Origin of the sequence: Pedobacter sp. (genome assembly GCF_039594775.1) — a bacterium.
In the GTDB taxonomy this organism is placed as follows: Bacteria; Bacteroidota; Bacteroidia; order Sphingobacteriales; family Sphingobacteriaceae; genus Pedobacter.
Genome location: NZ_JBCNMT010000001.1, coordinates 517,192 through 542,520 on the forward strand (window position 1 = coordinate 517,192; position 25,329 = coordinate 542,520).

Here is a 25,329-nt window from a genome sequence, read left to right on the forward strand (position 1 = left end):
TTAAATCGCTTAATCGGTTAATTGCTTTGGCTATGGTTAAACAGTTTAAACAATTAACCGATTAACCTTTTATTGTAATTCTAACAATATGGGGCAATGGTCGCTATGTAAGGCGTCAGGCAAAATGCGCACATTTTTTAACCGGGTTTCCAATTCTCTTGTCGTTAAATGATAATCGATACGCCAACCTAAGTTTTTCCCTCTGGCGCCAGCTCGGTAGCTCCACCAGGTATAATGGTGTGGGTCTTGGTTAAAATGACGGAAAGAGTCGATAAAGCCATTATTGATGAACAGTTCCATCCATTCACGCTCTTCGGGCAAGAAACCAGAAGAATTGGCATTGGATTTCGGGTTGTGAATGTCTATGGCCTTGTGGCAAATGTTGTAATCTCCAGAAATGATCAAGTTGGGATAACTTTTTCGAAGCTCATCAATATAGCCGTTGAAGAAAGCCATGAATTCATATTTTTTCGCCTGTCTCTCATCGCCGCTTGATCCTGAAGGCATATACAAGCTCATCAATGAAAAGCCATCAAAATCGGCCCTTAAAACCCTGCCTTCGGCATCAATCCATGGCTCTCCGCAGCCATATTCCACATGGTTAGGCTTTATCTTGGTAAGAATGGCTACGCCGCTGTATCCTTTTTTCTCGGCAGGGAACCAGTAATGATGGTAACCCAATTGCTCAATAAGGGCCAAAATATCAGGAATTTGTTCCTTAAGTGCTTTTACTTCTTGTAGGCAAACCATATCTGCATCGGTAGCTTGCAACCAAGTAAAAAGACCTTTGGTGGCGGCGGCACGAATGCCATTAACGTTATATGATATTATTTTCATTTTATTTCTTAGCTTCTGCTTTTTTCAATTCTTTCTCCAGTTTTTTTGCTTCCCTCTTTTTAAGCACGGTAACGGTCATTTTTACATCCTCTTTGGGGCGATTGGCGTTTCCGGTTTCTACGCCTGCAATAGCATCTATCATTTCTATTCCCTTAACTACTTCGCCATAAGCGGTGTAATTTCTATCCAGATGTGGCGTGCCGCCAATAGTTTTATAAACCTCTCTTTGATAATCGGGAATTTGATGTTTCAATCGGTTCTTTTCTACAGTGTTCAGCTGCTCGTCGGTAAAAACTTTTCCTTGCACTAAATAAAATTGGCTTCCGCTAGAAGCTTTTTCGGGATTGTTATCTCTAGCTGCGGCCAAAACACCTTTTTTGTGAAAAATGCTATCGCGAAACTCTGCGGGAATTTTGTACTCAGGACCTCCGTTACCCAAAGTAGCTTCCGGGGTGGCGTTTTTCGAATCGGGATCACCACCTTGGATCATAAAATCTTTGATTACCCGATGAAAAATAGTGCCGTTGTAATAACCTTCTTTGGCGAGTTTCAAAAAATTATCGCGGTGTAGCGGAGTTTCATTATAAAGCCTTACAATACATTCGCCTTTGTTGGTGCTGATTTTAACGTATTGGTATCTAGGTTTTGCAGCAAAAGTTACTTGGCAAAGTAATACTGTGCAAAATAGAAGCAGTTTCTTCATGATAAATTGGTTTTGCGCTAAGTTATTTAAAAAGCAAATCATTGTCTAAGTAAAGTTGAATTATTCTTCACGATTTTAAGCTGTAGAATTTATTATTTACTTTAGTGATTGATGAAGCTTTACATTAAAAATATGGTATGCGACCGCTGCAAAATGGCGGTAAGTGATGTTTTTGAAAGACTAAACCTTAAGACAAAAGCGGTTACTTTAGGGGAAGTAGAACTTGAAGAAAAGGCACTTGGCGACGAACAATACCAAAGCGTAAAGCAGACTTTGGAAAGCCTTGGTTTTGAGCTCTTGGAAGATAAAAGAAAGATGTTAGTAGCGCAGATCAAAGGTGCTGTAGTGGGCCTGGTACATTACACCAAGGAACCATTAAAAGTAAACCTTTCCGATTTTCTAGCCAATAAGCTAAATACAGACTATTCTAGTTTGAGCAGTGTTTTTTCGGCCGAAGAGAAAAATACGATCGAGCATTACTATATCCAACAGAAAATAGAACGAGTTAAAGAACTCTTAAGCTATGGCGAACTAACCTTGAGCGAAATCGCCTTTCAGCTCAATTATAGCAGTGTTGCCCATTTATCTGCCCAGTTTAAAAAGGAGACAGGTCTAACGCCTTCGCAGTTTAAACAAGATTTGAAGCGGAAAACGCTCGACAAGGTCTGATTTACTTTCTTATCATACATCAACTTTTTCTGTAATTCGCTGTTGTAGCTTTGTTCATTAACAAAAGACAATAGCCATGAAGCGATTATTCTTATTTTTATTGGCAACGAGCTTAAGTGTAGCTACGTTTGCCCAAACCCAATGGAAAGTTGACCCGATGCACTCCTTTGTGAATTTCTCGGTTAAACATTCTGGAATTTCACTTGTAGACGGATCTTTCAAGAAATTTGAGGGTGAATTTACTTCCTCAAAAACTGATTTTACCGATGCAAAAATCAATTTTTCTGTCGACGTAGCGAGTATTAGCACTAGCGTAGACATGCGTGATAATCACTTGAAGTCAGACGATTTCTTTAATGCAGAAAAGTTCCCTAAAATGACTTTCGTAAGTACTACATTCAAGAAAATGAAAGATAATACTTATGCGCTTGCCGGTAAATTAACCATACGCGATGTTACCAAAGATGTTACTTTTACTGTAGTTTATGGAGGTACTGCAAAAGACCAAAGAGGAAATGCTAAGATTGGCTTCTCAGCTTCTACGACTATTAACAGGTTAGATTATAACATTAAATACGACCCAACTGGTGCTGGCGTTGCAAAAGACGTAAACATTACCTTGAATTTGCAGTTTGCACAAGCAAAATAAACCTTTATTGTCACATTGAGCTTGTTGAAATGTATACTTTGACAAGCTCAGCATGACATATTCTTATTCCCATGGACACATTCAATCAATTCAAAACATTTACCTCTAGTTTACCACAAAGCGATTTAATGCCTGTGCTTTTCATGGGGCATGGTTCGCCAATGAATGGAATTGAGGTGAACGAGTTTAGTAATGGCTGGGCAAATATGGCCAAGTCTATTCCGCAGCCATCTGCAGTTTTGGTGGTTTCGGCACATTGGTTTACCTCAGGTACCAAGATTACGGCTATGGATTTCCCGCGGACAATCCATGATTTTGGAGGGTTTCCGCAAGCGTTATTCGATGTGCAATACCCTGCGCCGGGCAATCCTGAGTTGGCCAAAGAAACTGCGGGATTAATTACCTCAACTTCCGTTGCGTTAGATCACGATTGGGGCTTGGATCATGGCGCTTGGACCGTAATTAGACACATGTACCCTAATGCGGAGATTCCAGTGCTACAGTTGAGCATTGATTATAGCAAAGGGCCACAATATCATTACGATTTGGCCAAGGAATTATCCGCATTGCGCAGAAAAGGTGTTTTGATTTTGGGAAGTGGCAACATGGTACACAACTTGCGCATGTTAAGTTGGGAAATGATCCATGGTGGTGGTTACGATTGGGCTTTGGAGGCAAGCGAAAAATTCAAGTCGGCTATTCTTAACCATGATCATCAGGCGCTCATTAAGTTTGAACAAATGGGTAGCGATGTGCGTTTGGCAGTGCCTACACCAGAACATTATTTACCCTTAATGTACACCCTGGGTTTACAACAACAAGGCGAGCAAGCATTTTTATTTAACGACAAAGCGGTGGGAGGCTCGCTTACCATGACTTCCGTGAAAGTGGCTTAATTATTCCACGCGTTTGTAGGGAAACTCCATTTTCCTATGCTTTCCGCCAATGTTTCCTTCAATCCAAGCAAGTAGTTCGGTTTTTCCTTTGTTTTGATAAGTAATTTGCTGAGGGAAATCATGCTGTTTGTTCTCAAAAGTAAAGGTCTTGTTTTCGCTACCGACTAATTTGAAATGAGTGGTGCCAAGATTGTTTTTCTCATAACCGGTTACACAAAAGGTCCATTCGCCTTTGATCTTTTTGAGCACGATGGATTCCGTTAAAACGCTATCCCCAGCCCCCTTAAATTGATAGGATTGGCCGGTAAGGCTATCTTTATGTAACTGCCAACGTTCTACAATTTTTGCTCCTTTTGTATTCATTTCCCATTTTCCAAGTATAAAATCAAAAGATTTCAACGATACTTGGGCGGAAACAGAAGCAGCGGCCGTAAAGAGAATGAAGAATAAGAATAGCTTTTTCATGTTTGTTGAAATTACATGATTTTTCTCAATAGTTTGAGCACCCATTGTTTGGTGGTGAAAGGGGGGTAGACCAAATTGTTGAAATCAAGCGATCGTTGAGTAACTACGCTACGTTCGTGAGAGAAGTTTTTGAAGCCAAAAAAACCATGGCTGCTTCCCATCCCGCTATGATTTATGCCGCCAAAGGGAAGTTTTGGATTGGCAATGTGTACCAAAACATCATTAATGCAGGTGCCTCCGGCACTGGTTGATTTAATGATTTTCTTGATGTTCTTATTGCTTTTGCTAAAGATATACAAGGCCAAGGGTTTTGCTTTTTGGTTCACATAGTCAATCGCTTCGGTTAAATCGTTATAAGGGATAATAGGTAAAATAGGCCCAAAAATCTCTTCTTCCATAATTTTGGCATCTTTTGGCAGTTGAGTTAAAATCACAGGGTCAATACGATATGTTTTTTCGTCAGATTTGCCGCCCCAGTTAATTCTGGCTCCTTTGTCTACGGCATCGTTAATCAAATGTTCAAGTCTATCAAAATGCTTTTTGCTAATAATTTTGCCGTAAACCTTGGTGTCAATTTCTTCTTTCGCCTTGAAATACATTTCTGTGGCAAACTGTTTGTAAAGGCCTACAAATTCGTCAACTAAATTCTTTTGTATTAAAATGTAATCGGGAGCAATACAGGTTTGCCCAGCATTGACCAATTTCCCCCAAGCAATTTTTTGTGCCGCTTTTGGTAAGTTCACTTCCTTATCGATAATGGTTGGAGATTTTCCGCCCAATTCAAGCGTTACCGAGGTGAGGTTCTTGGCCGCTGCGCTCATCACCACTTTTCCAATTTCGGTGCTTCCCGTAAAAAAAATATGATCAAAAGGTTGTTCCAAAAGTTGTTTTGAAGTTTCTGCATTACCCTCAAAGCAGGCAATTTGTTCCTCATCAAAAGTATTCAGGATGATCTTGCTGATGATTTTACTGGTGGCGGGGCTAAGTTCCGAAGGTTTCACCATTACACAGTTTCCCGCAGCAATGGCAGAAATCAATGGAGACATGACCAACTGAAAAGGATAGTTCCATGGAGCAATAATCAGGCAAACGCCTTTTGGTTCGTAGTAGATCCTGTTTTTTGCGAAAGGATTGCTCAATGTTTTGCCAATACGTTTGGGAGCCATCCAACTGCTTAGATTTTTAATCGCATAATCAATCTCGCCATAAATAAAAAAAACTTCGGTAATTGCAGCTTCAAACCTGTTTTTTGCAAGGTCTTTGTAAAGGGCTAAAAAAATCTCATCCTCGTTTTCTTCTATCGCCGCTTTAAGCTTCCGCAGCTGCTCTATTCGTTCCGCTGCATTAGTTTGCCTTAGCGCAAAATGATGCGCCTGCTGATTTTTGAAAACGCAGCCAATTCTGTTCATAGTCTCACAAAGTGGAAGATTAATTGTTAAATATAGTTAAACGCCAATAAAACTTCTTATAATTATCAGCAAATTAGTCCCGTAATACCATTGCATAACACAATGAAAAAGTATCTGTTTATAATTTCCGTTTTCTTTTTATCCTTTGAGTTAAGTGCACAAACCGTCAAACCTGATGTTTTTGTAATCGGAAATGGCAATGCGGCAGTTGCTGCAGCCATACAAGCGGCACAATCTAATGTGAAAACAGTGTTGCTGTTGCAGGCAGGAGGCTTTGATATTGAGCCTATTGGAAAAGATTTGCATTCTGGGGTTCAAGCGGCTTTTTTAAATAAGATTAAGAAATTTAAACAATTGAATGATAGCATCGGCGAAGTGCAGTTTGATAAGCAAACCGCCAATCAGGTACTGCTTCAATGGACCGATAGCATTAAAAATCTCACGGTAATCAAAAACGTTCAGTGGGTAAAAGCCGATAGATCGGGGAAAGGCTGGGTTTTTAAACTATCAGATGGTAAAACCATTCGACCAGAAATTTTTGTGAATGTGGCCGACCAAAAATTAAATGCAGCCCTGAAAATAGATGCTTCTATGGTAGGAACTTGGCAAAAGTTCAGCTATGAAAACCCAATTTACAAAACCAATATTGCGGCGGGGAAACAAATTAATGGAAGTACTAACACCATTTTCTCACTCTATCAATTGTTGATGCCCACACAGGAGAATTTAGTTTATGTGAGCGACCCAACCAGTATGCTGATGGGACAGGCCGGGGGGGCGGTGGCAGCCTTTGCTGGCTTTTTTGATAAGAGAACCTCAGAATCAAATCTTAAGAAAATACAAGGCGAACTCATTGCCTTTAATAGCAACCTTATGCCTTTTGTAGACGTTGGCATTAAGGATGCCAGTTGGAAAGCTATCCAGATGGTGGGTATTTCTGGTGTCATCAAAGCTGAAGAAACCAATGGAAAGCTGTTGTTCAACGGGGAAAAGCTGGTAAGCACAGCCGATATTAAACAGGTGGTGAAAGACCATTACTACAAAGCCCAAATTTGGTTCGACGACTATAAAAGCGATGTGATTACCATTGGTGCTGCTTTGGATATGATCTGCTACGTAGGCAATAAAGCACCTGAAAGCACCCTCAAAGAAGTGGAGAAGAAATGGAAAACAACCTACGCTTTTACTTCAAAATTTGAAGCGGAAAGACAAATTTCTAGAAGAGAGCTTGCGGTGTTGCTGCAAGATTATATGCCTCCATTTAATGTAACGGTAGATAAAACGGGAAAAATCATTAGATAGGCTTTTCTATCTGTAACAATTGTAACATCTTGTTTTGGGGTATGCTAGCCCAGCACTTTTTTGCATAACTTGCATACATAACTACAAACCAAGATGAAGAAAAAACTTTACCTAACCCACCTCCTTTTCTGGTCTGTTACGCTTGGTGCTTTTGCGCAGTCGCCGCAAAACTATAGCAACAGTGCCAGCTTGGCACAACGCATCAAAACGTTGACAAGCAAATATCCCAATTTAATCAAATCAAAAACACTCACCCAAACGCTTGGCGGAAAAGACATTTGGATGCTTACTTTAGGCACCCAAAACGCTGACCAAAAACCTGCCATTGCCGTAGTTGGAGGGGTAGATGGTAAACACCTTTTAGGTGTAGAAATGGCTATTGGCTTTGCTGAAAAATTATTGGCAAGTTCAAATGCCGACAGCGTTAAAAACCTGTTGAACAAGCAAACCTTCTATGTTTTCCCAAACATGAGCCCTGATGCTACCGAGCAATATTTTGCAAAGCTGAAATACGAACGTAGCGGCAACACCACCAAAACTGATGACGACCGCGACGGGAGGTTAAACGAAGATGGTTTTGATGATTTAGACGGTAATGGCAAAATTACTTGGATGCGTGTTAAGGATGCTACGGGAAAATACAAACTAAACCCTGATGACCCCCGTTCACTGATTTTGGCTGACGCGACCAAAGGTGAAAATGGTGCCTACACCCTTTTGCAAGAGGGGCTAGATAACGATAAGGACGGTCAATTTAATGAAGATGGGGAAGGGGGCGTTAGCTTTAATAAAAACGCAAGCTTCAACTATAAAAATTTTGTTCCAGGAGCAGGAGAGTATGCGGTTTCTGAAAAAGAGAATAGGGCTTTATTCGACTTTCTTTTTGATGCCTTTAACGTATATGCAGTAGTTACTTTTGGACCGATGAATAACCTTTCGTCGCCAGTGACATTTAATCCAGCGGGCCTGACCAAAAGAATTATCACGAGCTGGTTTGACGCAGATGTAAAATCTAATGCTCTGGTTTCCGAACGATACAATAAAATTACCAAAACCAAAGATGCGCCGAAAACGCAAGCAGAGCCTGGCGATTTTTCGCAATGGGCTTATTTTCACTATGGCCGCCTAAGCTTTAGCACACCGGGGTGGTGGGTGCCAAAGGTTGCGCCTGATTCGGCTAAGAAAGAAAAGAAATTTACCAATGACGATCCGGTAGCGGCCTATTTGCGTTGGGCGGCTAAAGAAGGGATTACCGATACTTACACCCCATGGAAAACGGTTTCGCATCCAGATTTTGCTGGACAAACCGTAGAAGTGGGCGGCGTAGATCCTTTTGTGCTCAATAACCCTCCATACAAATTGGTAGATAATATTGTGGCCAAGCATACCGACTTTTTGGTGGCACTTGCGGCCATGGCTCCACAAATTGAATTTGTTAACCTTAAAACGGAAAAGCTTACCGACGGTCTTACCCGTGTGACGGTACAACTGCTCAACACAGGTGATATATCTACCTATACGAAAATAGGCGACCGTAGTTATTTCCTTAAAAAGATAGCTATAAAAGTTAATGCTAAAAATGGACAGGAAGTAGTAAGCGGACGTAAAAGCCAAACCATTGAAAGCTTGCAGGGTAAGGAGTTTAAAGAACTGACTTGGCTCATTAAAGGCAGCGGTAAGGTTACCATTGATGCAGGTTGCCCAACTACAGGAAATAAATCAATAGAGGTTACACTATAATCAGACACAACAAATGAGGATGAAGAAATACATGCTAATGGCTGCGGTGATTTTGTGTGCCGTAACATTAAAAGCCCAGAAACCGGAAAATATATTAGCGGCAGTAGGTACACCGCCAAACCCAAAAGTACCGATCAGTTGGAACAGGTATCATGATTATGCTGCCATTACAGAAATCTGTAAAAAGCTAGCCGCGGCCCATCCCAACCTGATTAAGCTAGAAACCATAGGCAAATCCTTTCAGGGCAAAGACCTATGGATCATGAGCATCAGCGACCACAAAATTGGCAACGCCGATCAAAAACCAGCCATGTACATTGATGGAAATATCCACTCTAACGAAATACAGGGAAGTGAATTTGCTTTGTACACCGCTTGGTATTTGGTAGAAATGTATGCCGCCAATAACCAAACAATACAATCGCTTTTGGCCGATAAAACTTTTTATATCGTACCCACCATTAACCCTGATGCAAGAGATAGTTTTATCCATAAAGCCAATACTGCACATTCGCCGCGTACAGGCCTAATTCCTATTGATAACGATAGAGATGGTGTTGATAATGAAGATGGTTTTGACGATTTGGATGGCGATGGACATATCACCATGATGCGCCGTAAAAACCCGAATGGCCGTTATAAAGTGGACCCAAGCGATCCGAGAAGAATGATTGTAGTAGGCTACGATGAAAAAGGAGAATATGAACTTTTGGGTTCTGAAGGGATTGATAATGATGGCGATGGTTTAGTGAATGAAGACGGCGAAGGTGCCTATGACCCTAACCGCGATTGGGGATGGAACTGGCAGCCTAACTACATCCAGGGCGGAGCTTATAAATACCCATTCTCTATCCCAGAAAACCGTGCGGTGGTAGATTTCGTGATGAAACATCCTAATATTGCTGCGGCACAATCTTATCACAACAATGGCGGAATGATTTTACGCGGCCCCGGAGCTGCAGAAGACGTAGACACTTACAATGCCCAAGATGTACGCGTGTACGATGCGCTTGGTAAAAAAGGAGAAGAATTGTTGCCTGGTTATCGTTACTTGGTAGTTTACAAAGATCTGTATTCAGTTTTTGGCGGTGAGTTGGACTGGTTTTACGGAGGCCGAGGAATTTATACTTTCTCCAATGAACTTTGGACAGGTTACGCCATGTACAACAAAGCTGGAGCAGACAACACGCAAGACCAACTTTACACCTTCGACAAGGATTTGCTAATGAAAGATGCTTTCGTGGACTGGAAGCCTTATAAACACCCTCAGTATGGAGATATTGAGATAGGAGGATTCAAGAAAACCTACACGCGTCTCCACCCAGGCTTTTTGTTGGAAAGCGATGCCCATCGCAATATGGCCTTTAGTGTTTTTCATGCTTACAATACCCCAAAATTGAGTATCGACGAAATCGAGGTGAAAGATATCGGGTCAGGCTTAAAACAAGTTACGGCAGTAATAAGCAATTTGCGCATGATCCCAACCCACTCTAGCCAGGATCTTAAGAACAATATCGAAATCCCGGATATGATTTCCTTAACAGGTGGGACTGTGGTTGCAGGAATGGTAGTTAACAATCGCGACTTGGGAATTACAACGGAGCAAAAACTCGACCCAACCAACATTAGGGTAGAAAATATTCCTGGTAATTCTTATGTAACCGTAAGATGGTTGGTAAAAGGAGGAACTAAATTCACCGTAAATGTAAATAGCAAAAAAGGCGGATCAGCAAGTAAATCAAACTAGAAATACAGAATAATGAAAAAATATATTGCATTCTTATCGCTCTCTATGTTAGTAGGAGCATCGGCTCAGGCGCAGCAACTGGCTCCCTTAACCGTTCAAAAAATTATGAGGGATCCCAAGTGGATGGGAACCTCTCCCGAAGCTTACCGTTGGTCGGCAGACAGTAAAACGGTTTTCTTTAACTGGAATCCTGAAAATAAAGACAAGGCACAGCCTTATAAGGTAAATGTAGCAAGCGTAAAAGTAGATAAAGCGGAAAACGAAGAAGCGGATAAAAATGCGGAAGTTAATTATGCCTACAATAAGGACAAATCCTTGGGGCTGTTGGAAAAAGGAGGAGATCTTTACCTTTCAAACTTCAAGACCAAAAAGGAAACTCGCCTTACCAATACTTTAGAAAGAGAAAGTAATGCCAAGTTTTTGTACAACAATGATGTGGTTTTTCAACGTACAGAAAATGTTTACCAGTTGAATTTGGCAACAGGGGAATTGAAGCAGCTTACCAATTTCATCAAAGGTAAACAGGAAGGCTTCGGAATGCCTGCGGGTAGAGGTCCTGTTCGTTCTGCAGGTGCTTCTCAACAAGATACTTGGTTAAGAAACGACCAAACTGCGTTATTCGATATCATCAAAAAACGAAATGCAGAAGGAGGAAATAGAGGTGCTGGAGGAGGAAGACGTTTTGGATTTGCAGGTGCTAGTTCGGCCCCTGCCAGAACCATTAAGCCTATTTATTTAGAGGAAGATTTTATGGCAGGCTTAAACGTTAGCCCAGATGGTAAGTTTGTTAGTTATCGTTTGATCAAACAAGCTACAGGAAACAAAAATACCATCGTTCCCAATTACGTAACCGCTTCGGGCTATACCGAAGATATTAACGGCCGTACCAAAGTAGGAGAAACCTTGTCGACCAGTATCACTTATGTTTTGGATTTGGACAAAGATTCGGTTTATGCCGTAAGTGCCTCACAAATACCAGGCATTAAAGATTTGCCAGATTATGTGAAAGATTATCCAAAACAATTGGAAGAAAGAACTAAGAAAAACGAAGATAGAAAAGTGAACCTAAACGTGGTGAACTGGAATGAAAGCGGATCTTTTGCTGTGGTTTCTGGTAGAGCACAGGACAATAAAGATTTCTGGATTTTGAAGTTAGACCCTGCCACAGGGAAATTAACGTTGATTGATCGTCAACGAGATGAAGCTTGGGTAGGAGGTCCTGGGGTCAACAGAGATGTAAGATGGATTGACAACCAACGTTTTTATTTCCAAAGTGAGGCAACTGGGTACTCACATTTATATACCTACAATATCAGCACAGGAGAGAAAAAGCAATTGACTTCAGGAAAATGGGAAGTTCAACAGGTACAACTTTCTAAAGATAAGAGCACTTTTTACATCAGTGGAAATAAAGAACATCCAGGTGTTACCCATTTCTACAAAATCAGTGTAAATGGTGGCGATTTAGTGCAAATTACCAGTATGAAAGGTGGTAATGAAGTAACCCTATCTCCCGATGAAAAATGGCTGGCCATCAACTACTCCTACATGGACAAACCTTGGGAATTGTATATCCAAGCCAATAAACCAGGGGCGAAAGCAGTAAGAGTAACCAAATCTACTTCTGAGGAGTTTGAGAGCTATCAGTGGCGTCAACCAGATTTGGTGTCGTTTAAAAACCGTTATGGTGATGATGTTTATGCTCGCGTATATCCAGCTAAAGACCCTCATCCCAACAAACCAGCGGTTGTTTTTGTGCATGGAGCAGGCTATTTACAAAACGTACACTACTGGTGGAGCCAATATTTCAGAGAATACATGTTCAATAATATGCTAGCAGATAATGGTTATACAGTAATTGACATTGATTATACGGCAAGTTCTGGATATGGCCGCAACCACCGTACAGGAATCTATCGCCATATGGGCGGAAAAGATTTGACCGATCAGGTTGACGGAGTAAAAATGCTGGTAGAAAAATACGGCGTTAACCCTAAAAATGTTGGTCTGTATGGCGGATCTTACGGTGGTTTTATCACCTTAATGGGATTATTTAATGCGGCGGATACTTTTAGAGCAGGTGCGGCATTAAGATCGGTAACCGATTGGGCACACTATAACCATGGTTATACCTCAAATATCCTTAACGAACCATTTAACGACCCAGAAGCCTATAAGAAGAGCTCTCCAATTTACTTTGCAGACAAGCTTAAAGGCGATTTGGTGATGTTACACGGTATGGTTGATGTGAATGTACATTTTCAAGATATTGTTCGTTTAAGCCAGCGCTTTATCGAATTAGGCAAAGATAATTGGGAACTAGCCGTATATCCAGTAGAAGACCACGGCTTTGTAGAGCCGAGCAGTTGGACAGATGAATACAAAAGGATATTCAAACTATTCGAAAACACGTTAAAGAAATAGCTGAGAGGCTCGGTATTATTTTATCCGATAGAGATGCTTTTTTAATCCTTTAGGCTTTGTTGCTCGAAAAAGATTGGCAATAAGTAATTTTCTATCTAAATTAGATAACAAAGAATAAAAATTAAATGATGGATATTAGGGTTTTTAGAAGATGCTTTGCGTATGTTTTTGCAGTGGTATGCTTTTTTTCAATTGGGCTCCAAAATGTTCGTGCCTTACAGCCTTTGAACATTGAGAAGCCCAATAAAGATAGTGTCATCAAAATTTTGGCCATAGGTAACAGCTTTTCCGAAGATGCTTTGGAGCAATATTTTTATGGGCTGGCCAAAGCGGGTGGTTATAAGGTGGTTATTGGTAACCTGTACATCGGTGGTGCTCCATTGGATCTGCATTGGAAAAATGTACAAGAAGATAAAGATGCCTATGAATATCGCAAGATCGGATTAGATGGTAAGAAGGAACGTTTTCCGAAAACCAGTATTTCTAAAGCTATAGCGGATGAAAATTGGGATTATATTAGTCTGCAGCAATCTAGCCCTAAATCAGGTTTGTTTGAAACTTACATTGAACCGCTTCCTTTGCTATTCAACTATGTAAAAGACAAGGCTACTAATCCCCAAGTAAAATTTGTTTGGCATCAAACCTGGGCCTATGCACAGAACTCTACCCACAATGGTTTTGCCAGTTATGGTAAGGATCAAATGAAGATGTACCAAAGCATTATGGGCGCTTCGAAGAAAGCCATGAAACTAGTTCCTTTTGATATTTTGGTGCCATCGGGAACGGCTATACAAAATGCACGCACCAAACTGGGCGATATCTTATGTAGGGACGGTTATCACCTAGACCTTAATATTGGCCGATACATCGCTTCTTGTGCTTGGTACGAGGCCATTTTTAAAACCAGTGTGATAGGAAATACTTATAAACCCGAAAAGGTAACGGAAGAACAAGCCGCAGTTGGTCAGCAATCGGCCCACGAAGCAGTAAGAAAACCCTTTAAGGTCTCCAAAATTAAATAAATAGGATTTTCTCCTTAAAATTAAAAGCCGCATATTTTTATGCGGCTTTTAATTTTTTAATGCGTTTTCTTGCGTTTTAAATTTAGTTTTCGTATCATTATTTCATTGAAACAGAGAGAAGTTGCGGCTTTGCTTGGTTTAAACCTGCAAATTGTTGCGTTTTGACCCGCATTCGCCATTTTTTACTCATTTCACTGACCAAACTAATCTTTAAACCATAATTCAAACGTATGAGAAAACTTTTACTATCTATTGCTTTATTTACTACCGCACTTAGTGCGTCTGCACAAACGGTCCCGTTAAATAAAGACTGGGAGATATCGCCAGTGGCATCTGGAGGGCCAATTATTTCAGGCACTAATACACCGACCACTGTTGCGTACAATCCCATTAAGAATACATTGTATGTTCCGGAAAGGAATAATAAAATAAGCATATTAGATCCGGCTACGGGAGCTCTAAGTAGTCCATCTACACTTGCTACAAATGCAGCTTGGACAGAAAGTTATAAATACACCAAAGTTAGGGTTGCAGAAGATGGCGCCATCTATGCGGTAAACATGACCTTGGGAAGTGGTACATTGTATATTTACAGATGGGCATCTGAAACCGATAATGCACCTACTCGTTCCTCGATCGCCGTTTCGGCAAGAACAGGGGATTCTTTTACGGTTGCAGGTACAGGATTGAATACTGTATTATACATCAGCGGGGCGGGGCTAGATAAAATTTATGTTTGTAAAACTCAAGACGGAGCGACATTTAATGATGCTAATACCTCAACCATTACGCTTGGGCTTACACCTGCAACCCAAGCCCGTTCAAGTATCTCTGTACAAGATGCATCAAATCTTTGGATAAATACACTTAACGTTGAAGCTAGAAAGATAACTTTTGATGCGGGAGGGGTAATAACAGCGACAAAAATTATCCCTACAGCAACTATTAGTCAGTTATATTCAAATGCGGAGTATTTTAAGGATGGCGCATCTAGTTATCTCGCGATTTCTGGAGCAAACAATTCAACTATTGGGTTAAATCTGCAAGTTTATAATATTACGAATGTAAATGCACCAACGCTAATCTCCAGCGGAGCATTGGCTCCAGCAGCATATACAGCAAATGGAAATGCCTACGCTGATGTTGCTATACGGAAAAATGCTAATGGAACACATACTTTCTTTCATTTGGTAGCTGGTAATGGCTTAGCTTCATATACTACCGTAGGAACCCTTCCGGTTTCCCTAACTTCATTTGATGCCGCGCTAATAAATGGTCAAAGCACCTTAAGCTGGCAAACCGCCTCAGAGGCGAAAAATAAAGGTTTTGAAGTGCTACGCTCAAATGACGGTAGTAATTTCTCGCCAGTTGGCTTTGTGAATTCGAAGGCACAAAACGGCAATTCATCGGAGGTATTGAATTACAGTTTTGTAGATCGTACAGCAAAAGCGGGAGAAAACTATTACAAACTAAGACAAGTTGATTTAGATGGAGGAGAAAAGCTGTTTGATAAAGTGGTAAGCGTAAAACTTAGTTTTGATGGAAATAGCGTCGTGGCTTTCCCTAACCCAACCACCAAATATGTAACGGTTAATGCAGGAACCAATGATTATTCTGCGGTTAAATACGAATTGTTTGATGTTAGTGGTAGGAGAGTTTTGAGCGAAAGTGCCAAAGCGGCTCAACAAGAGCTTAGCTTAAGCGGTTTACCTGCCTCTATCTATTACCTAAGAATTTCAAAAAATAACGAGCTCCAAAAAACGGTAAAGCTCATTAAACAATAAATAGGGTTAGTTAAATAAGCGGAGGGCCTCGACAGAATGTTGGGGCCTTTTTTGTATAGCTATTATCTAATTCTCTTAAGCAAGTTATAGTTTTTATCTATGCTTGCATCAAGATTAAGTATGGCTTGGGCATTGTCTTGCAGGGCTATTTAACCTATCTTTGCAGCACGAAATTTAAAAAACACTAAATATTATGAGTTACGTAGGTAAAAAATTCCCTAGTATTACAGTTGATGCCATGTCTGAAATGGGTGACGATTTGAAAATCAACGTTTTTGAAGAAGCAGTAAAAAATAACTCTAAGGTATTGTTGTTCTGGTATCCAAAAGATTTCACTTTTGTTTGCCCTACTGAATTACACGCTTTTCAAGCCGCTTTAGAAGATTTCAAACAAAGAAATACAGTGGTTATCGGTGCATCTTGCGATACTAACGAAGTACATTTTGCATGGTTAAACACGGCAAAAGATAACGGAGGTATCGAAGGCGTTACTTATCCACTAATTGCTGATACTCACAGACAATTAGCAGGTACTTTAGGCATCTTGGATCAAGAGGTTGAGTACACTGAAGAAGGTGAAGAAATTTTCTCAGGTTCAAACGTATCTTACCGTGCAACTTACCTGATTGATGAAACTGGAAAAGTATTCCACGAAAGCGTAAACGATATGCCGTTGGGTAGAAACGTAAAAGAATACTTGCGTTTAATTGATGCTTACGCACACGTACAAAAACATGGCGAAGTTTGTCCAGCTAACTGGGAAGAAGGTAAATCAGCAATGAACGCTACCAGAACTGGCGTTGCTGAATACTTAAGCGCTAACTAAGCAAAAGCTTAACGGAGGCTGTTCATGCCGACGCTTGTCACATTGAGCTTGTCGAAATATTCTTTTAAAATAAGGCTTCGACAAGCTCAGCTTGACACCATTTAAATAATCTCTTTTTCAAACCATTAACTATGCGATTTCTAAACTGACACAAGACTGTAAAAGTAGTGTGATTGCATAGCTATTAAATTTTATATCATGTTTTTAGAATTAACAGAAGATAGTTTAGGCCAATACCTTTCGGATAATCCAAAGGTGATGGTACAATATGCAGCTTCGTGGTGTGGTAACTGCCGTATCATGAAACCAAAGTTTAAAAAATTGGCATCAGAAAATGAAGAAGTACCTTTTTTGATTGTTGATGCAGAGAAATTTCCAGAGTCGAGAAAATTTGCAAAAGTGGATAATCTGCCAACTTTCGCAGCTTTTGAGAACGGTGCTTTGGTTGACCAGGTTCAAACTAACAAAGCAGAAGTTTTAACCGATTTATTTGCTAAAATCAAGTAATTATGAAGGTTCCAGTAATCAGACAGTTTTTCGAAAATGCAACCCCTGAGCAATTAAATGCAACTCTTGAAGTGTTAGAAGCATTTTGCGAATTTAGAGGAGTAAGTGAAGGTGAAGTTGATGTAGCGGGCGAAATGATCACCAATATTTGTGGTGCATTAGAAGTTCACGAAAGTGTAAAAGGAGGCATGGCAGAAAGAGAGGCATTAAATGCATTTTCTCAAAAGGTAATGGGCTCTATTGATAGATAGAAATAATCTTCTCAATAAAAGAGGCTGTTCAAATATTGGGCAGCCTTTTTTGTTATTTCACTTTTGCTCTTATGTAAACACCAAAACGAATTATGTTTAAAATTAAAACGAATTGTGTGTTAAAATTATTTTCAGATGTAAACTAATGAGTCTGAAGGCAATTTCAAAAGGTTTAAAACAACGAAGGAGCAAGATTATAATCTGCTCCTTCTTAAGGTTGCTTTAAAGCGTTATTTAACCATTATGGTCCATTTCAAATTGTTTACTCCAGAAACAGGAACAACGCCCCCAGGACCACCATCTGGTTTAGATGCGACAACATACACATAAGTTGCGTCAGCATAGGCCCAGTTACCCAATGACGTCTCCAACAAATCATTAACGGCAGCATCCTTTGAATTAGCCGTTACCGAAATCATTGTAGGCGTGTATGATAAGCCATGTGCTATTTGAAACGTACCTGTAACACCGTCTCCGCTTGCTGTTAAAGAAAGCATCTTGGGAATATCAGAAGTTAAAGCCACAGTACCGTTAGCATCAGGAAGTCTATATTCTCTATTATCCGATAAAGCATCTTGTGTTAATATGCTTAAATAAGCGCTTGAGCCGCCAAATCCTAATCCATAGCCGCCACTGACACCTGCTGTGGTAAATTCCAATGAGACTGCTTTATCAAATTGGTTGTCGGAAAATGTTACTTTACCAAAATCGTTACCACCAACCTGTAGACCACCACCCGCAATAGTTTGTCTACCATTAAACATGTTACCACTATTTAAGTTAGCTTTATCTTCTATATCAGCAATAAGAGCTACTGTTCCCGTAGCATCAGGCAATGTGTAGGTTCTACTAGCTGTATAAGAGGTCGGACCTCTTAATTGACCTCTGTAAGCATTACTTCCGCTAAACTGTATAAAATTAGCGAAGCCAAGATTATTTATGTTGGCACCTGATACATCAATGTCAGTACCGTCAGTATACAATCCGGAACTTGCGTGTAACTCATCATTAAAATGAGTGATGTAATTAAAACTATTAATACCTCCATAAAAACTATTTGGGCCAAGTAGGTTAGCTTTGTTTGCTAAATCACTAGTTAAAGCTAATCTACCGCTGGAAAGGGGCATCTTTATATCTAAAGAAGAATTAGGAGGTAAGGAAGGGTCTAATTGAATAAGCGCCCAAGAATTGGCAGATAAGTAATCAGTCCCTAACGAAATACCAGATTTGGTTTGTAAACCTCCTTCTGCTTCAAAATTACCATCAGTCCAAAATCCCGCTATGCTATAGGCTCCGCTGTCAAAATTCTGAATACCCTGAAAATAGTTATCCGTTGTTAAAGATGCCTTATCACTTACATCTACAGTTGGGTTATATGGCATCCAATCAACATTTGTCAAGCCAACACCTAAACGATATAAACTATCAACAGTAGCAGACTTAACAGAAACCATCATTCCCGCTTTTCTCCTCGGAAGAGGAATATTGTTTCTTTCCTGCCATGTTTTGACTGCTACAAAGCCGCCACGACCCAAACTATCCACATGGGTAGGATAGGTGTCGGTAGGGCCATTGGGCTCTATTTTGCCCAGGACTTTAACTTGCGCATTCACTATTGTTGCGCAAAAAGCCAAAATGAATATGATTATTAAATTTTTCATGGTTATCATAAACTATTGAATGATGGCAGTTACGTTACCGCCTGTTTCATTATTTGAAGTATATACATTGTAATTCTGGGAGTAACCTGAGGCGTTAGTAAAATTTATCACCGTTTTGGTAAACGACGACAAGCTTTCCAGTCCGCCGATATTGATGCTTGATAGGTCCCCTAAGTTTGAAGGGTAGGCGTAAAAAACACGGTTGCTCCCGCTTGCTGTAATCGAAAAAGTTCCTGCCTTACTGTTTGATAGCGCATTGTTGCCACCGGCACTTGCCAATAAATCGCTTTCTGTTGCCGCAGCTGATGTGGTACGGCCCCAGTATCTTTTAGGTAAAAAAGTAAAAGATGTAGAAGCTGAGGCACTTTTCCCATCGGTTGTGGTCGCGGTAACCGTTAGGGTTTGGTTAATATTTCCGCCAATACTAAACCCTTGTGTTCCGCTAACCGTTGAACCTGCTGCAGGTTGATTGAAGCTTTGAGGCCAGGAGGTAGCGTTTAAACTATTAGAAATCACGATGCTATTGATAGGTTCGGTAGCATTTTGCCTTCCAATCGTCCAATTTACATTAATTGGACCGATTAAAGATTGGGAGGTGAGCTCATAGGTTTGACCGCCAATTAAACTAGCTGTAGGAGATTGACTGGGGTAAAATACCGCATTTAACCAAGCTACCAAATCGTTGGTATTAGGATTTTGGCCGGTTGCCACGCTTCCGGTAATTGGGCGTTTGCCGTTAAAATTTTTAGCGGTGATACTGCCATCCAAATTGATCTTGCTGGCAGGCTTGCGACCAATGGCAATAGAATCAACCGTAATGTTTTGTTGTTGAGCATTTGCAACGTAGGCAAATAGCATCAAGATAAAAAGCAAAATTTGTCTCATTAGAAAATAATTTCGATGGTGGCTTCTGGTGAGATGCCATATAGCCCTGTTAATACTTTAGTTGATTTATTGTATTGGGTTTGCCAACTCCCGGCAACTTCGTCTACGTAGACGGTTGGTTGCCTTGGATATTCTGGCAGTTCTTCTTCTGATAGGTTTAAATCGCCATTGACATCTACTGCTTCTCCCAGACGACTAACAATCACGACCTGCCCCTGCATCTCTGCAATTTGAAGGGCCAAAGCCTGATCAGCTTGCTCCCGAGCTTGTGTTTCTGCCAATAGATCCGCTGCATTTGCTTTGGTAGAAATGCCGTGTGCATTCGTGTCTAACAAGTGCGATTGAAAGGCTTCCTGATCTGCTTTTTGGTTAAATCGGGCGTCCAAATTTTCGATACTACTTGTTGGGATGGTCTCGTCTTTATGCCAAAAGCTGTCCCAAGTATCCCAAAACTGTGCTTGTGTTGGCTTTAAACCAGTTTTAAACCAGTTTTTAATGATATTTAATGTTTGCTTTGCCATAATTATAATTTAATGATATAAGCCAATGAGTAATATGGAGGCATGTTATTGTGTGGTTGGTCAGAGCCTTTCTCATCTGTTGAAACATTTGTACTAGACAAGTCCCACCATGCTAATTTAGAGCCACTACTTCCTGGGGCGGCTACTAATGCAGCTCTTGTAGGAACATTTACAGAAAAGCGGTGTCTAGGCATTTCCGCGAGAGTCAATAAATGTTCTTTTTCACCCCCTGTCGCGCCAACACCGTAACCTAAACCCGCTCCCAATACAAATTTATCTCTCAAATCTGGGCGGCCGCTTTGTCCATCGCATAGCGCAAATCCAGTTGGAATAGCATTGATACTTCCGCTCCAAATGATAATGGCTCCTGAAGGCAGTCTGCTTTCTACCTTGTCGTTCAGCAATTTTACTGCTCTAGCGGTAGCCAATTTGTTTTCGTCGTCCAGATCAATGGCATTACTTTTTTCGGTAGGGAGATCTTTAAAGGCCAATAGCGGTTTAAAGCGGATTAAGCTGTCCCAGGCGATGGTTCCTGTACCTGTCCCAAAGGTGACGTACCTGCTAAAGTATACATCTTTCACCTGTCCATTTTCGAAAGGCCTAGTGGCTTTGTCTTCCCTTACTACCACAGTAGATTGTATAAGACCGCCCCTGAACTCTAAAACTTCGCCTGCAATTACCACTACGCCATTACTTACGGTAGATCCCGTTATTGTACAGCCCGATAAAATGTAATTATCACCACCTAGTGCGGCCATATGCTGCAAGAAGCTATAAGCATTTTGCATAAAATTTAACGTGTCGGTTTCCAACGGAAAACCACCCGTTTGTTGTAAAAGCACGTTATTCATTTACTTCAATTATATATCTTTTTCCTGCCAGCTTATAAAAGTCAACTAAGGCCTGTAGCTGGTATTTATTGTTTGTTAAATCAAATCCTTGCGGAACTACTATTCTAAAATCTACACCGGTATCGGCATAATCTGCACTTTGCCTCAGGTACTTCGTGCCTAAATATTGTGATTGCTGCTCAATGTTGGTATAGATGTATTTGCGTGTATACCTGTTCCCTTCTGCAATAGTAATTCGACGTAATTCGATGTCAAAAGTGTCGTTTAAGGCTTTCCTTAAATAGCATACCTGACCATTATGCTGAAGACGCTTTAAGTTGTTTTCTCTATTCAGTAGCCATAGCTGGTGTATGGAGGCAATGGGTGTAACCAAGGCCTGTAACCAAGCTAGAAAGCTAGCCTTGCGGAGAAAAGTGGGAGTGAGGAGGACAACCAGCTTATTGATGTCTATTTTATACCACATAACTGATGTTGTTAAAGTTTACCACTTCAAAATATCCGGATGCGGGAGTTACTTTCACATCAATTGGAACTGCAGTACCGTAATTGTTAATGGTGCCGTCTATCCAGGCACTTTCTGCACTGTCCAAATGGGGGATGAGTACGCCTTCTACTTTTTGAAGTGCATCTACCAAGTGTGCCAGCACCAATTGTCCGTCAAAAGGTAGGTTTTTCAAGTAACTAAGAATAGCGTCTTCTACCGGCCTGCCCCCGCTGATAATGCTGTTTCCTTGAGCGTCTAATACCAAGGGGTCATAAAAAATTTTCATGTTGAGATAAAGCTTATCTGGTTGAAAATTGATAGCGCTTACATTTACACCAGCATCCTTTATTTCGCTGATATAGGCATCAAAGGCGAATTTTTGTTCAGGTTCAATAGGGCTTAATTTTCCATCGGTTTCCGTCGCAATTTTAATAATCACTCTACTTTCGTCTGTTGCTTCTGTTACTGCAGCATACTTGATGATTTTGCTTTGCTCAATGATATCCTCTTCTACACCTGTGTTGTTATATTTGTCGCTATCTTCCATCAGGTCGAAACCATATTGAAAACCAAGTGCTTTTTGCCTGTACCAACGTTTGGTGTGCGGCTTTAACAGCGCAATCGCATTATCGGTTTCTGCTTTGTGAGCGTCAAACAACCCTTCCAAAGTATAAATGGCATATGCAACCACATAAGTAATTAGCTGCCAGATGGAAGTTTTGCTTGTACTGGTGAGCCCCGCTAATGCTGGGTTTTGCTCTTTCGTTTGAATAATTTCTGTTTGAATTTGATCTATACTTCTAGCCATTATCTTATTATAAATGTTTGTGCTATTGCCATTTCGCCGATACCATAATCGGTGTTGATGACCACGACGGCGTTGCCTGTGGCAGGTTTGTAGGCGTTGTTGATATAATAGTTTAAAATATCCGAGTCGGTAATAACCCCATCAGGTAAGGCGTAGCTCGAGCCAATTTCCAGTTCGTCTGTAATAGACATTTGATTGGCCTCGGCAAACGCGAGAGCGCTTGACAAACTACCTGTATGCTGTAACAGTAAGTCTAAAACCGATTGATTGTGTAGTGCTTTAATCTGCATTATAATTTCCCGTTTAACTGCTTATATTTCCTTAGCTCTTCTGTAAGGGCTTCTATTTTTTCTTCCAGTTCCTTGATCACCATTTTGGTGGTGTTAAGCTCCATAATGGCTTGAGTTAAACGACTGCCCAGGTCATCAACCATTTGACGGTAGTACTGCAATCCTTTTTCGGCGTTTTCAATTTCGCTGCCCCTTACTTCGGCCTGTTGCTTTTTGCGCTGAAAGAACCAACCCACAAAAGCTCCGATGACGGCCAGGGCCAATTCGCTTAAATAATTCTTAAAAAAATCTTCCATTAGGATATGCTGGCATTAATTGTTCCCGTTACCGCTCCGTTTGGTGCCAATAAACCATTGTTATAGTTTATTTTAAGCTGCTTAATCTCTTCCACAATTGCCTGTGCTAATTTGTCGGCTATTCGGTCCAAGGCAGTGTTGTGGTCATTTTGCTCACTCTGCTCAGCCTCAAATGCTTCCTTAATTTTGGCTTTTAACCTGTTGCTATCTAATGCCATCTAATCTGCTTTTAAAAAATCCTTAATTCTATTTTCAATGCCGGTAAATTGGGCGGCATTCACCAGGGCAATGGTAGGCCCTACGTTTGTGGTAAACTTTATGGCTTTTATGGCCGTTAGGAGGTCGAGCATGATTGTCCTGAGGGTTTCATTTTCCTTTTTGAGCAGGAAACCTTCTTTGGTTACATCAAATACCACTTGATCTATGCCTAAATAAAACTCCTCTACCTCGCTGGCCATCGCTACAAACTGTAGGTTGTAACTGGCTTCGATTGGTGTTACCAACACCGTAGTGCCTACCTTGGGGATGACGTAAAGCTTTTGCGCTTTTTCATCGATAATTGCCGAAAGCCTAACATCGGTATGGGTAATGAATCCATCGTCACAAGTGCAGGTGCCATTTTGTTTATCAACCGATAGTACCGTCATGATGTTGGTGTCGGTATCTTGTTTGGTAATCAGCTTTAAAGCTGTTCTGATGGTCTCACTCATTTTTCATTGGATAATTTGTTGCCGATACTTACTTTTCGTCTGGCTCCGCTGGTGCCGAAGGTGGTTACCACCTTTTTGATAAGATAGGTGCCGTTTCGATGTGGACGTTTGTCGTCGATAATTTTGGCCCCCATTGATGGTGCAGCATAAGGAATTAGAAAACTTGTTAAATCGCCATCGTAACCGTCGTATTTAAGTTTTGATAGGTGATTGTTGGCCATTTGCCTTAGTGTGTCTACATCTACAACCGTTTGTTGTGTAATTTCTTGTAATTCACCATCCTTATCTCCAGCCTCTACACTAATTTTCTGGTTGTCCTTGGTTTTTGCGCTGTAAACAATCTTTATTTTCTTGTCGTTTTTGGTGCGAATCTGCAAGTCGTTTTTAACGATATTGTAGTTGAGGTCGTAGGTGGCAATTTTTCCTATCTTGAGCAATTGTTGTAGTCCACAGTAAAGTTTTCCTTCGTCGTTAAGGAAAATGCTTAGACCCGTTTGTTCTTTAAGGGATTGAAGTGCCTGCATGGCGTTGCCTTGTTTACGGGTAAACTTTTCCAAATTCAGCTTTGGTACCTTGTCAGACAGTTCAATACCGGTTCCTTCGACAATTTTTTTAAGGACTTTAGCAAGGGTGGTCTTTTGCTCGTTGCATTTGAAATCTTTTCTTTTTAAAAGCCAGAGCCCATCTATACAATTGATCTGTATGGTGTCTCCCGTTTTAATGCTGTCTACAAAGCCCACAAACTCCTGCTTCACCAATTTATCTTTGTATCCTATGGTGATTTTTACGGAATTCCCAGCGGTTATTACCTCTTCGGTATATTTTAAGGCGTTATTATGCTTAATGAAGAATCTCGAAGGCATTTTGATTACCGCGCTTCCGCTGATTTCGTCGATGCTGCGGGTAATCTGTACCTCGTTAATGGCTTCAAACTTGTAATCTCCTATTTCAAAGTGTCCAGTTAAAACAAACATTACTTATTCCTATTCTCTAGTTCTGCAAAAAATGGTTCCTCACTCACAGCCTTTATTGTATATTTCTGTATACTTTGCTTACCCACCATTTCGTCGAAACTGATGGTTTTTAGTATGATTCGCTGTATACCAAAAAGCTCAAAAAATGGATTTTTGACTATTGTCAAAGTCCCCTTTATGTTGAATAGGTTGTTCAACATTTTTACTTCCTCTGCTGGATAAGCATCACCAGCTCCAATAATTACTCCTTTAATGTCAATTTCATAATCTTCTGCGCAGATGTATTCCTTTACGGTTCCCATGCGGTTTTCACCGACGGTAGCGGTTTCTACAATTGTTTTTTTGCGAGAGATAGATACCAAGGGTTCATTAGGGAATGAAACAATTTGATTTTGATTCTGATTTTTGTTTTGTATCGTTTCCTCTTGTACCTCTAAAGTCATGAAATAGGGCTTGCCTAAAGCCGCTCGCTGATCTAAGTTATAAACATCGTGGAGGTAGTAGCTTTGGGCCTTTCTTTTCAAGGCATCTTTTTTTAGTCCTCCAAAATCGGGGTAGGGTGCAGCGATATAGCTTAAGTGAGCCAGTGCGGTTAATTCTTTTATTGAAAATTCCATA

The 25,329-nt window shown here is 40.6% G+C and carries 28 protein-coding genes; 12 read left to right on the forward strand and 16 right to left on the reverse strand.

Going from position 1 to position 25,329, the window contains the following annotated elements:
* Positions 1 to 69: 69 nt before the first annotated feature.
* Complete coding sequence (locus ABDV71_RS02350) at positions 70 to 837, reverse strand: exodeoxyribonuclease III (RefSeq protein WP_343530816.1); 768 nt, start codon at positions 835 to 837, stop codon at positions 70 to 72.
* Between the two features lies 1 nt (position 838).
* Positions 839 to 1,540, reverse strand: coding sequence for a peptidylprolyl isomerase (locus ABDV71_RS02355; protein WP_343530817.1), 702 nt, complete (start codon positions 1,538 to 1,540; stop codon positions 839 to 841).
* Positions 1,541 to 1,651: 111 nt separating this feature from the next.
* On the opposite strand from ABDV71_RS02355, the gene ABDV71_RS02360 reads away from it, so the two are divergent.
* From ABDV71_RS02360 to ygiD, 3 genes are all read left to right on the forward strand, one after another.
* Complete coding sequence (locus ABDV71_RS02360; protein ID WP_343530818.1) at positions 1,652 to 2,209, forward strand: AraC family transcriptional regulator; 558 nt, start codon at positions 1,652 to 1,654, stop codon at positions 2,207 to 2,209.
* Positions 2,210 to 2,285: 76 nt separating this feature from the next.
* Positions 2,286 to 2,858 carry a YceI family protein gene (locus tag ABDV71_RS02365; protein WP_343530819.1) on the forward strand — a complete coding sequence of 191 codons (573 nt, stop codon included), beginning with the start codon at positions 2,286 to 2,288 and terminating at the stop codon, positions 2,856 to 2,858.
* Between the two features lie 71 nt (positions 2,859 to 2,929).
* Positions 2,930 to 3,754, forward strand: coding sequence for a 4,5-DOPA dioxygenase extradiol (gene ygiD, locus ABDV71_RS02370; RefSeq protein WP_343530820.1), 825 nt, complete (start codon positions 2,930 to 2,932; stop codon positions 3,752 to 3,754).
* Here ygiD and ABDV71_RS02375 read toward each other — a convergent pair whose 3' ends face one another.
* Both ABDV71_RS02375 and ABDV71_RS02380 read right to left on the reverse strand, forming a co-directional pair.
* Positions 3,755 to 4,219, reverse strand: coding sequence for a DUF6265 family protein (locus ABDV71_RS02375; protein WP_343530821.1), 465 nt, complete (start codon positions 4,217 to 4,219; stop codon positions 3,755 to 3,757). It lies immediately after the preceding gene.
* An 11-nt stretch (positions 4,220 to 4,230) separates the two neighbouring features.
* Complete coding sequence (locus tag ABDV71_RS02380) at positions 4,231 to 5,628, reverse strand: aldehyde dehydrogenase family protein (protein ID WP_343530822.1); 1,398 nt, start codon at positions 5,626 to 5,628, stop codon at positions 4,231 to 4,233.
* Positions 5,629 to 5,730: 102 nt separating this feature from the next.
* Between ABDV71_RS02380 and ABDV71_RS02385 the strand changes: the two genes are divergently transcribed.
* From ABDV71_RS02385 to ABDV71_RS02425, 9 genes are all read left to right on the forward strand, one after another.
* Positions 5,731 to 6,930, forward strand: a complete 1,200-nt coding sequence (locus ABDV71_RS02385) for a hypothetical protein (RefSeq protein ID WP_343530823.1) — start codon at positions 5,731 to 5,733, stop codon at positions 6,928 to 6,930.
* A 93-nt stretch (positions 6,931 to 7,023) separates the two neighbouring features.
* A complete protein-coding gene (locus ABDV71_RS02390) occupies positions 7,024 to 8,670 on the forward strand; it encodes a M14 family metallopeptidase (RefSeq protein ID WP_343530824.1) in 1,647 nt (548 codons plus the stop codon).
* Positions 8,671 to 8,689: 19 nt separating this feature from the next.
* Entirely contained in the window at positions 8,690 to 10,417 is a 1,728-nt protein-coding gene (locus ABDV71_RS02395; protein WP_343530825.1) for a M14 family metallopeptidase, read from the forward strand.
* Positions 10,418 to 10,429: 12 nt separating this feature from the next.
* A complete protein-coding gene (locus tag ABDV71_RS02400; protein ID WP_343530826.1) occupies positions 10,430 to 12,841 on the forward strand; it encodes a prolyl oligopeptidase family serine peptidase in 2,412 nt (803 codons plus the stop codon).
* Between the two features lie 128 nt (positions 12,842 to 12,969).
* On the forward strand, positions 12,970 to 13,863 hold the full coding sequence (locus tag ABDV71_RS02405) for a DUF4886 domain-containing protein (RefSeq protein WP_343530827.1): 894 nt from the start codon (positions 12,970 to 12,972) through the stop codon (positions 13,861 to 13,863).
* Positions 13,864 to 14,093: 230 nt separating this feature from the next.
* A complete protein-coding gene (locus ABDV71_RS02410) occupies positions 14,094 to 15,647 on the forward strand; it encodes a T9SS type A sorting domain-containing protein (protein ID WP_343530828.1) in 1,554 nt (517 codons plus the stop codon).
* A 193-nt stretch (positions 15,648 to 15,840) separates the two neighbouring features.
* Complete coding sequence (locus ABDV71_RS02415) at positions 15,841 to 16,473, forward strand: peroxiredoxin (RefSeq protein WP_113638430.1); 633 nt, start codon at positions 15,841 to 15,843, stop codon at positions 16,471 to 16,473.
* A gap of 198 nt (positions 16,474 to 16,671) precedes the next feature.
* Positions 16,672 to 16,980: a thioredoxin family protein gene (locus ABDV71_RS02420; RefSeq protein ID WP_343530829.1), complete on the forward strand. Its 309-nt coding sequence runs from the start codon at positions 16,672 to 16,674 to the stop codon at positions 16,978 to 16,980.
* 2 nt (positions 16,981 to 16,982) lie between these two features.
* Positions 16,983 to 17,231, forward strand: coding sequence for a hypothetical protein (locus ABDV71_RS02425; RefSeq protein WP_343530830.1), 249 nt, complete (start codon positions 16,983 to 16,985; stop codon positions 17,229 to 17,231).
* A gap of 230 nt (positions 17,232 to 17,461) precedes the next feature.
* Here ABDV71_RS02425 and ABDV71_RS02430 read toward each other — a convergent pair whose 3' ends face one another.
* From ABDV71_RS02430 to ABDV71_RS02485, 12 genes are read right to left on the reverse strand one after another with little or no spacing between them, the layout of a single operon-like run.
* On the reverse strand, positions 17,462 to 18,892 hold the full coding sequence (locus tag ABDV71_RS02430; RefSeq protein ID WP_343530831.1) for a hypothetical protein: 1,431 nt from the start codon (positions 18,890 to 18,892) through the stop codon (positions 17,462 to 17,464).
* Positions 18,893 to 18,904: 12 nt separating this feature from the next.
* The gene (locus ABDV71_RS02435) at positions 18,905 to 19,777 is read right to left on the reverse strand and encodes a hypothetical protein (protein ID WP_343530832.1); all 873 of its coding nucleotides are present in this window, start codon (positions 19,775 to 19,777) and stop codon (positions 18,905 to 18,907) included.
* Positions 19,777 to 20,298 (reverse strand): hypothetical protein, encoded by a 522-nt coding sequence (locus tag ABDV71_RS02440; RefSeq protein WP_343530833.1) that lies wholly within the window; start codon positions 20,296 to 20,298, stop codon positions 19,777 to 19,779. Before ABDV71_RS02440 ends, ABDV71_RS02435 begins: the two co-directional genes overlap by 1 nt.
* 2 nt (positions 20,299 to 20,300) lie before the next feature.
* Positions 20,301 to 21,149: a hypothetical protein gene (locus ABDV71_RS02445; protein WP_343530834.1), complete on the reverse strand. Its 849-nt coding sequence runs from the start codon at positions 21,147 to 21,149 to the stop codon at positions 20,301 to 20,303.
* The gene (locus ABDV71_RS02450) at positions 21,142 to 21,612 is read right to left on the reverse strand and encodes a hypothetical protein (RefSeq protein ID WP_343530835.1); all 471 of its coding nucleotides are present in this window, start codon (positions 21,610 to 21,612) and stop codon (positions 21,142 to 21,144) included. The genes ABDV71_RS02445 and ABDV71_RS02450 overlap by 8 nt, the downstream gene beginning before the upstream one ends.
* Complete coding sequence (locus tag ABDV71_RS02455) at positions 21,602 to 22,441, reverse strand: hypothetical protein (protein WP_343530836.1); 840 nt, start codon at positions 22,439 to 22,441, stop codon at positions 21,602 to 21,604. Before ABDV71_RS02455 ends, ABDV71_RS02450 begins: the two co-directional genes overlap by 11 nt.
* Positions 22,441 to 22,731 (reverse strand): hypothetical protein, encoded by a 291-nt coding sequence (locus ABDV71_RS02460; RefSeq protein ID WP_343530837.1) that lies wholly within the window; start codon positions 22,729 to 22,731, stop codon positions 22,441 to 22,443. Before ABDV71_RS02460 ends, ABDV71_RS02455 begins: the two co-directional genes overlap by 1 nt.
* Positions 22,731 to 23,027 (reverse strand): hypothetical protein, encoded by a 297-nt coding sequence (locus ABDV71_RS02465; RefSeq protein ID WP_343530838.1) that lies wholly within the window; start codon positions 23,025 to 23,027, stop codon positions 22,731 to 22,733. The genes ABDV71_RS02460 and ABDV71_RS02465 overlap by 1 nt, the downstream gene beginning before the upstream one ends.
* Entirely contained in the window at positions 23,027 to 23,245 is a 219-nt protein-coding gene (locus ABDV71_RS02470; RefSeq protein WP_343530839.1) for a hypothetical protein, read from the reverse strand. The genes ABDV71_RS02465 and ABDV71_RS02470 overlap by 1 nt, the downstream gene beginning before the upstream one ends.
* Complete coding sequence (locus ABDV71_RS02475) at positions 23,246 to 23,737, reverse strand: hypothetical protein (protein ID WP_343530840.1); 492 nt, start codon at positions 23,735 to 23,737, stop codon at positions 23,246 to 23,248. It abuts the gene before it with no gap.
* On the reverse strand, positions 23,734 to 24,711 hold the full coding sequence (locus tag ABDV71_RS02480; protein WP_343530841.1) for a hypothetical protein: 978 nt from the start codon (positions 24,709 to 24,711) through the stop codon (positions 23,734 to 23,736). The genes ABDV71_RS02475 and ABDV71_RS02480 overlap by 4 nt, the downstream gene beginning before the upstream one ends.
* Entirely contained in the window at positions 24,711 to 25,328 is a 618-nt protein-coding gene (locus ABDV71_RS02485) for a DUF6046 domain-containing protein (protein WP_343530842.1), read from the reverse strand. The genes ABDV71_RS02480 and ABDV71_RS02485 overlap by 1 nt, the downstream gene beginning before the upstream one ends.
* Position 25,329 lies beyond the last annotated feature (1 nt).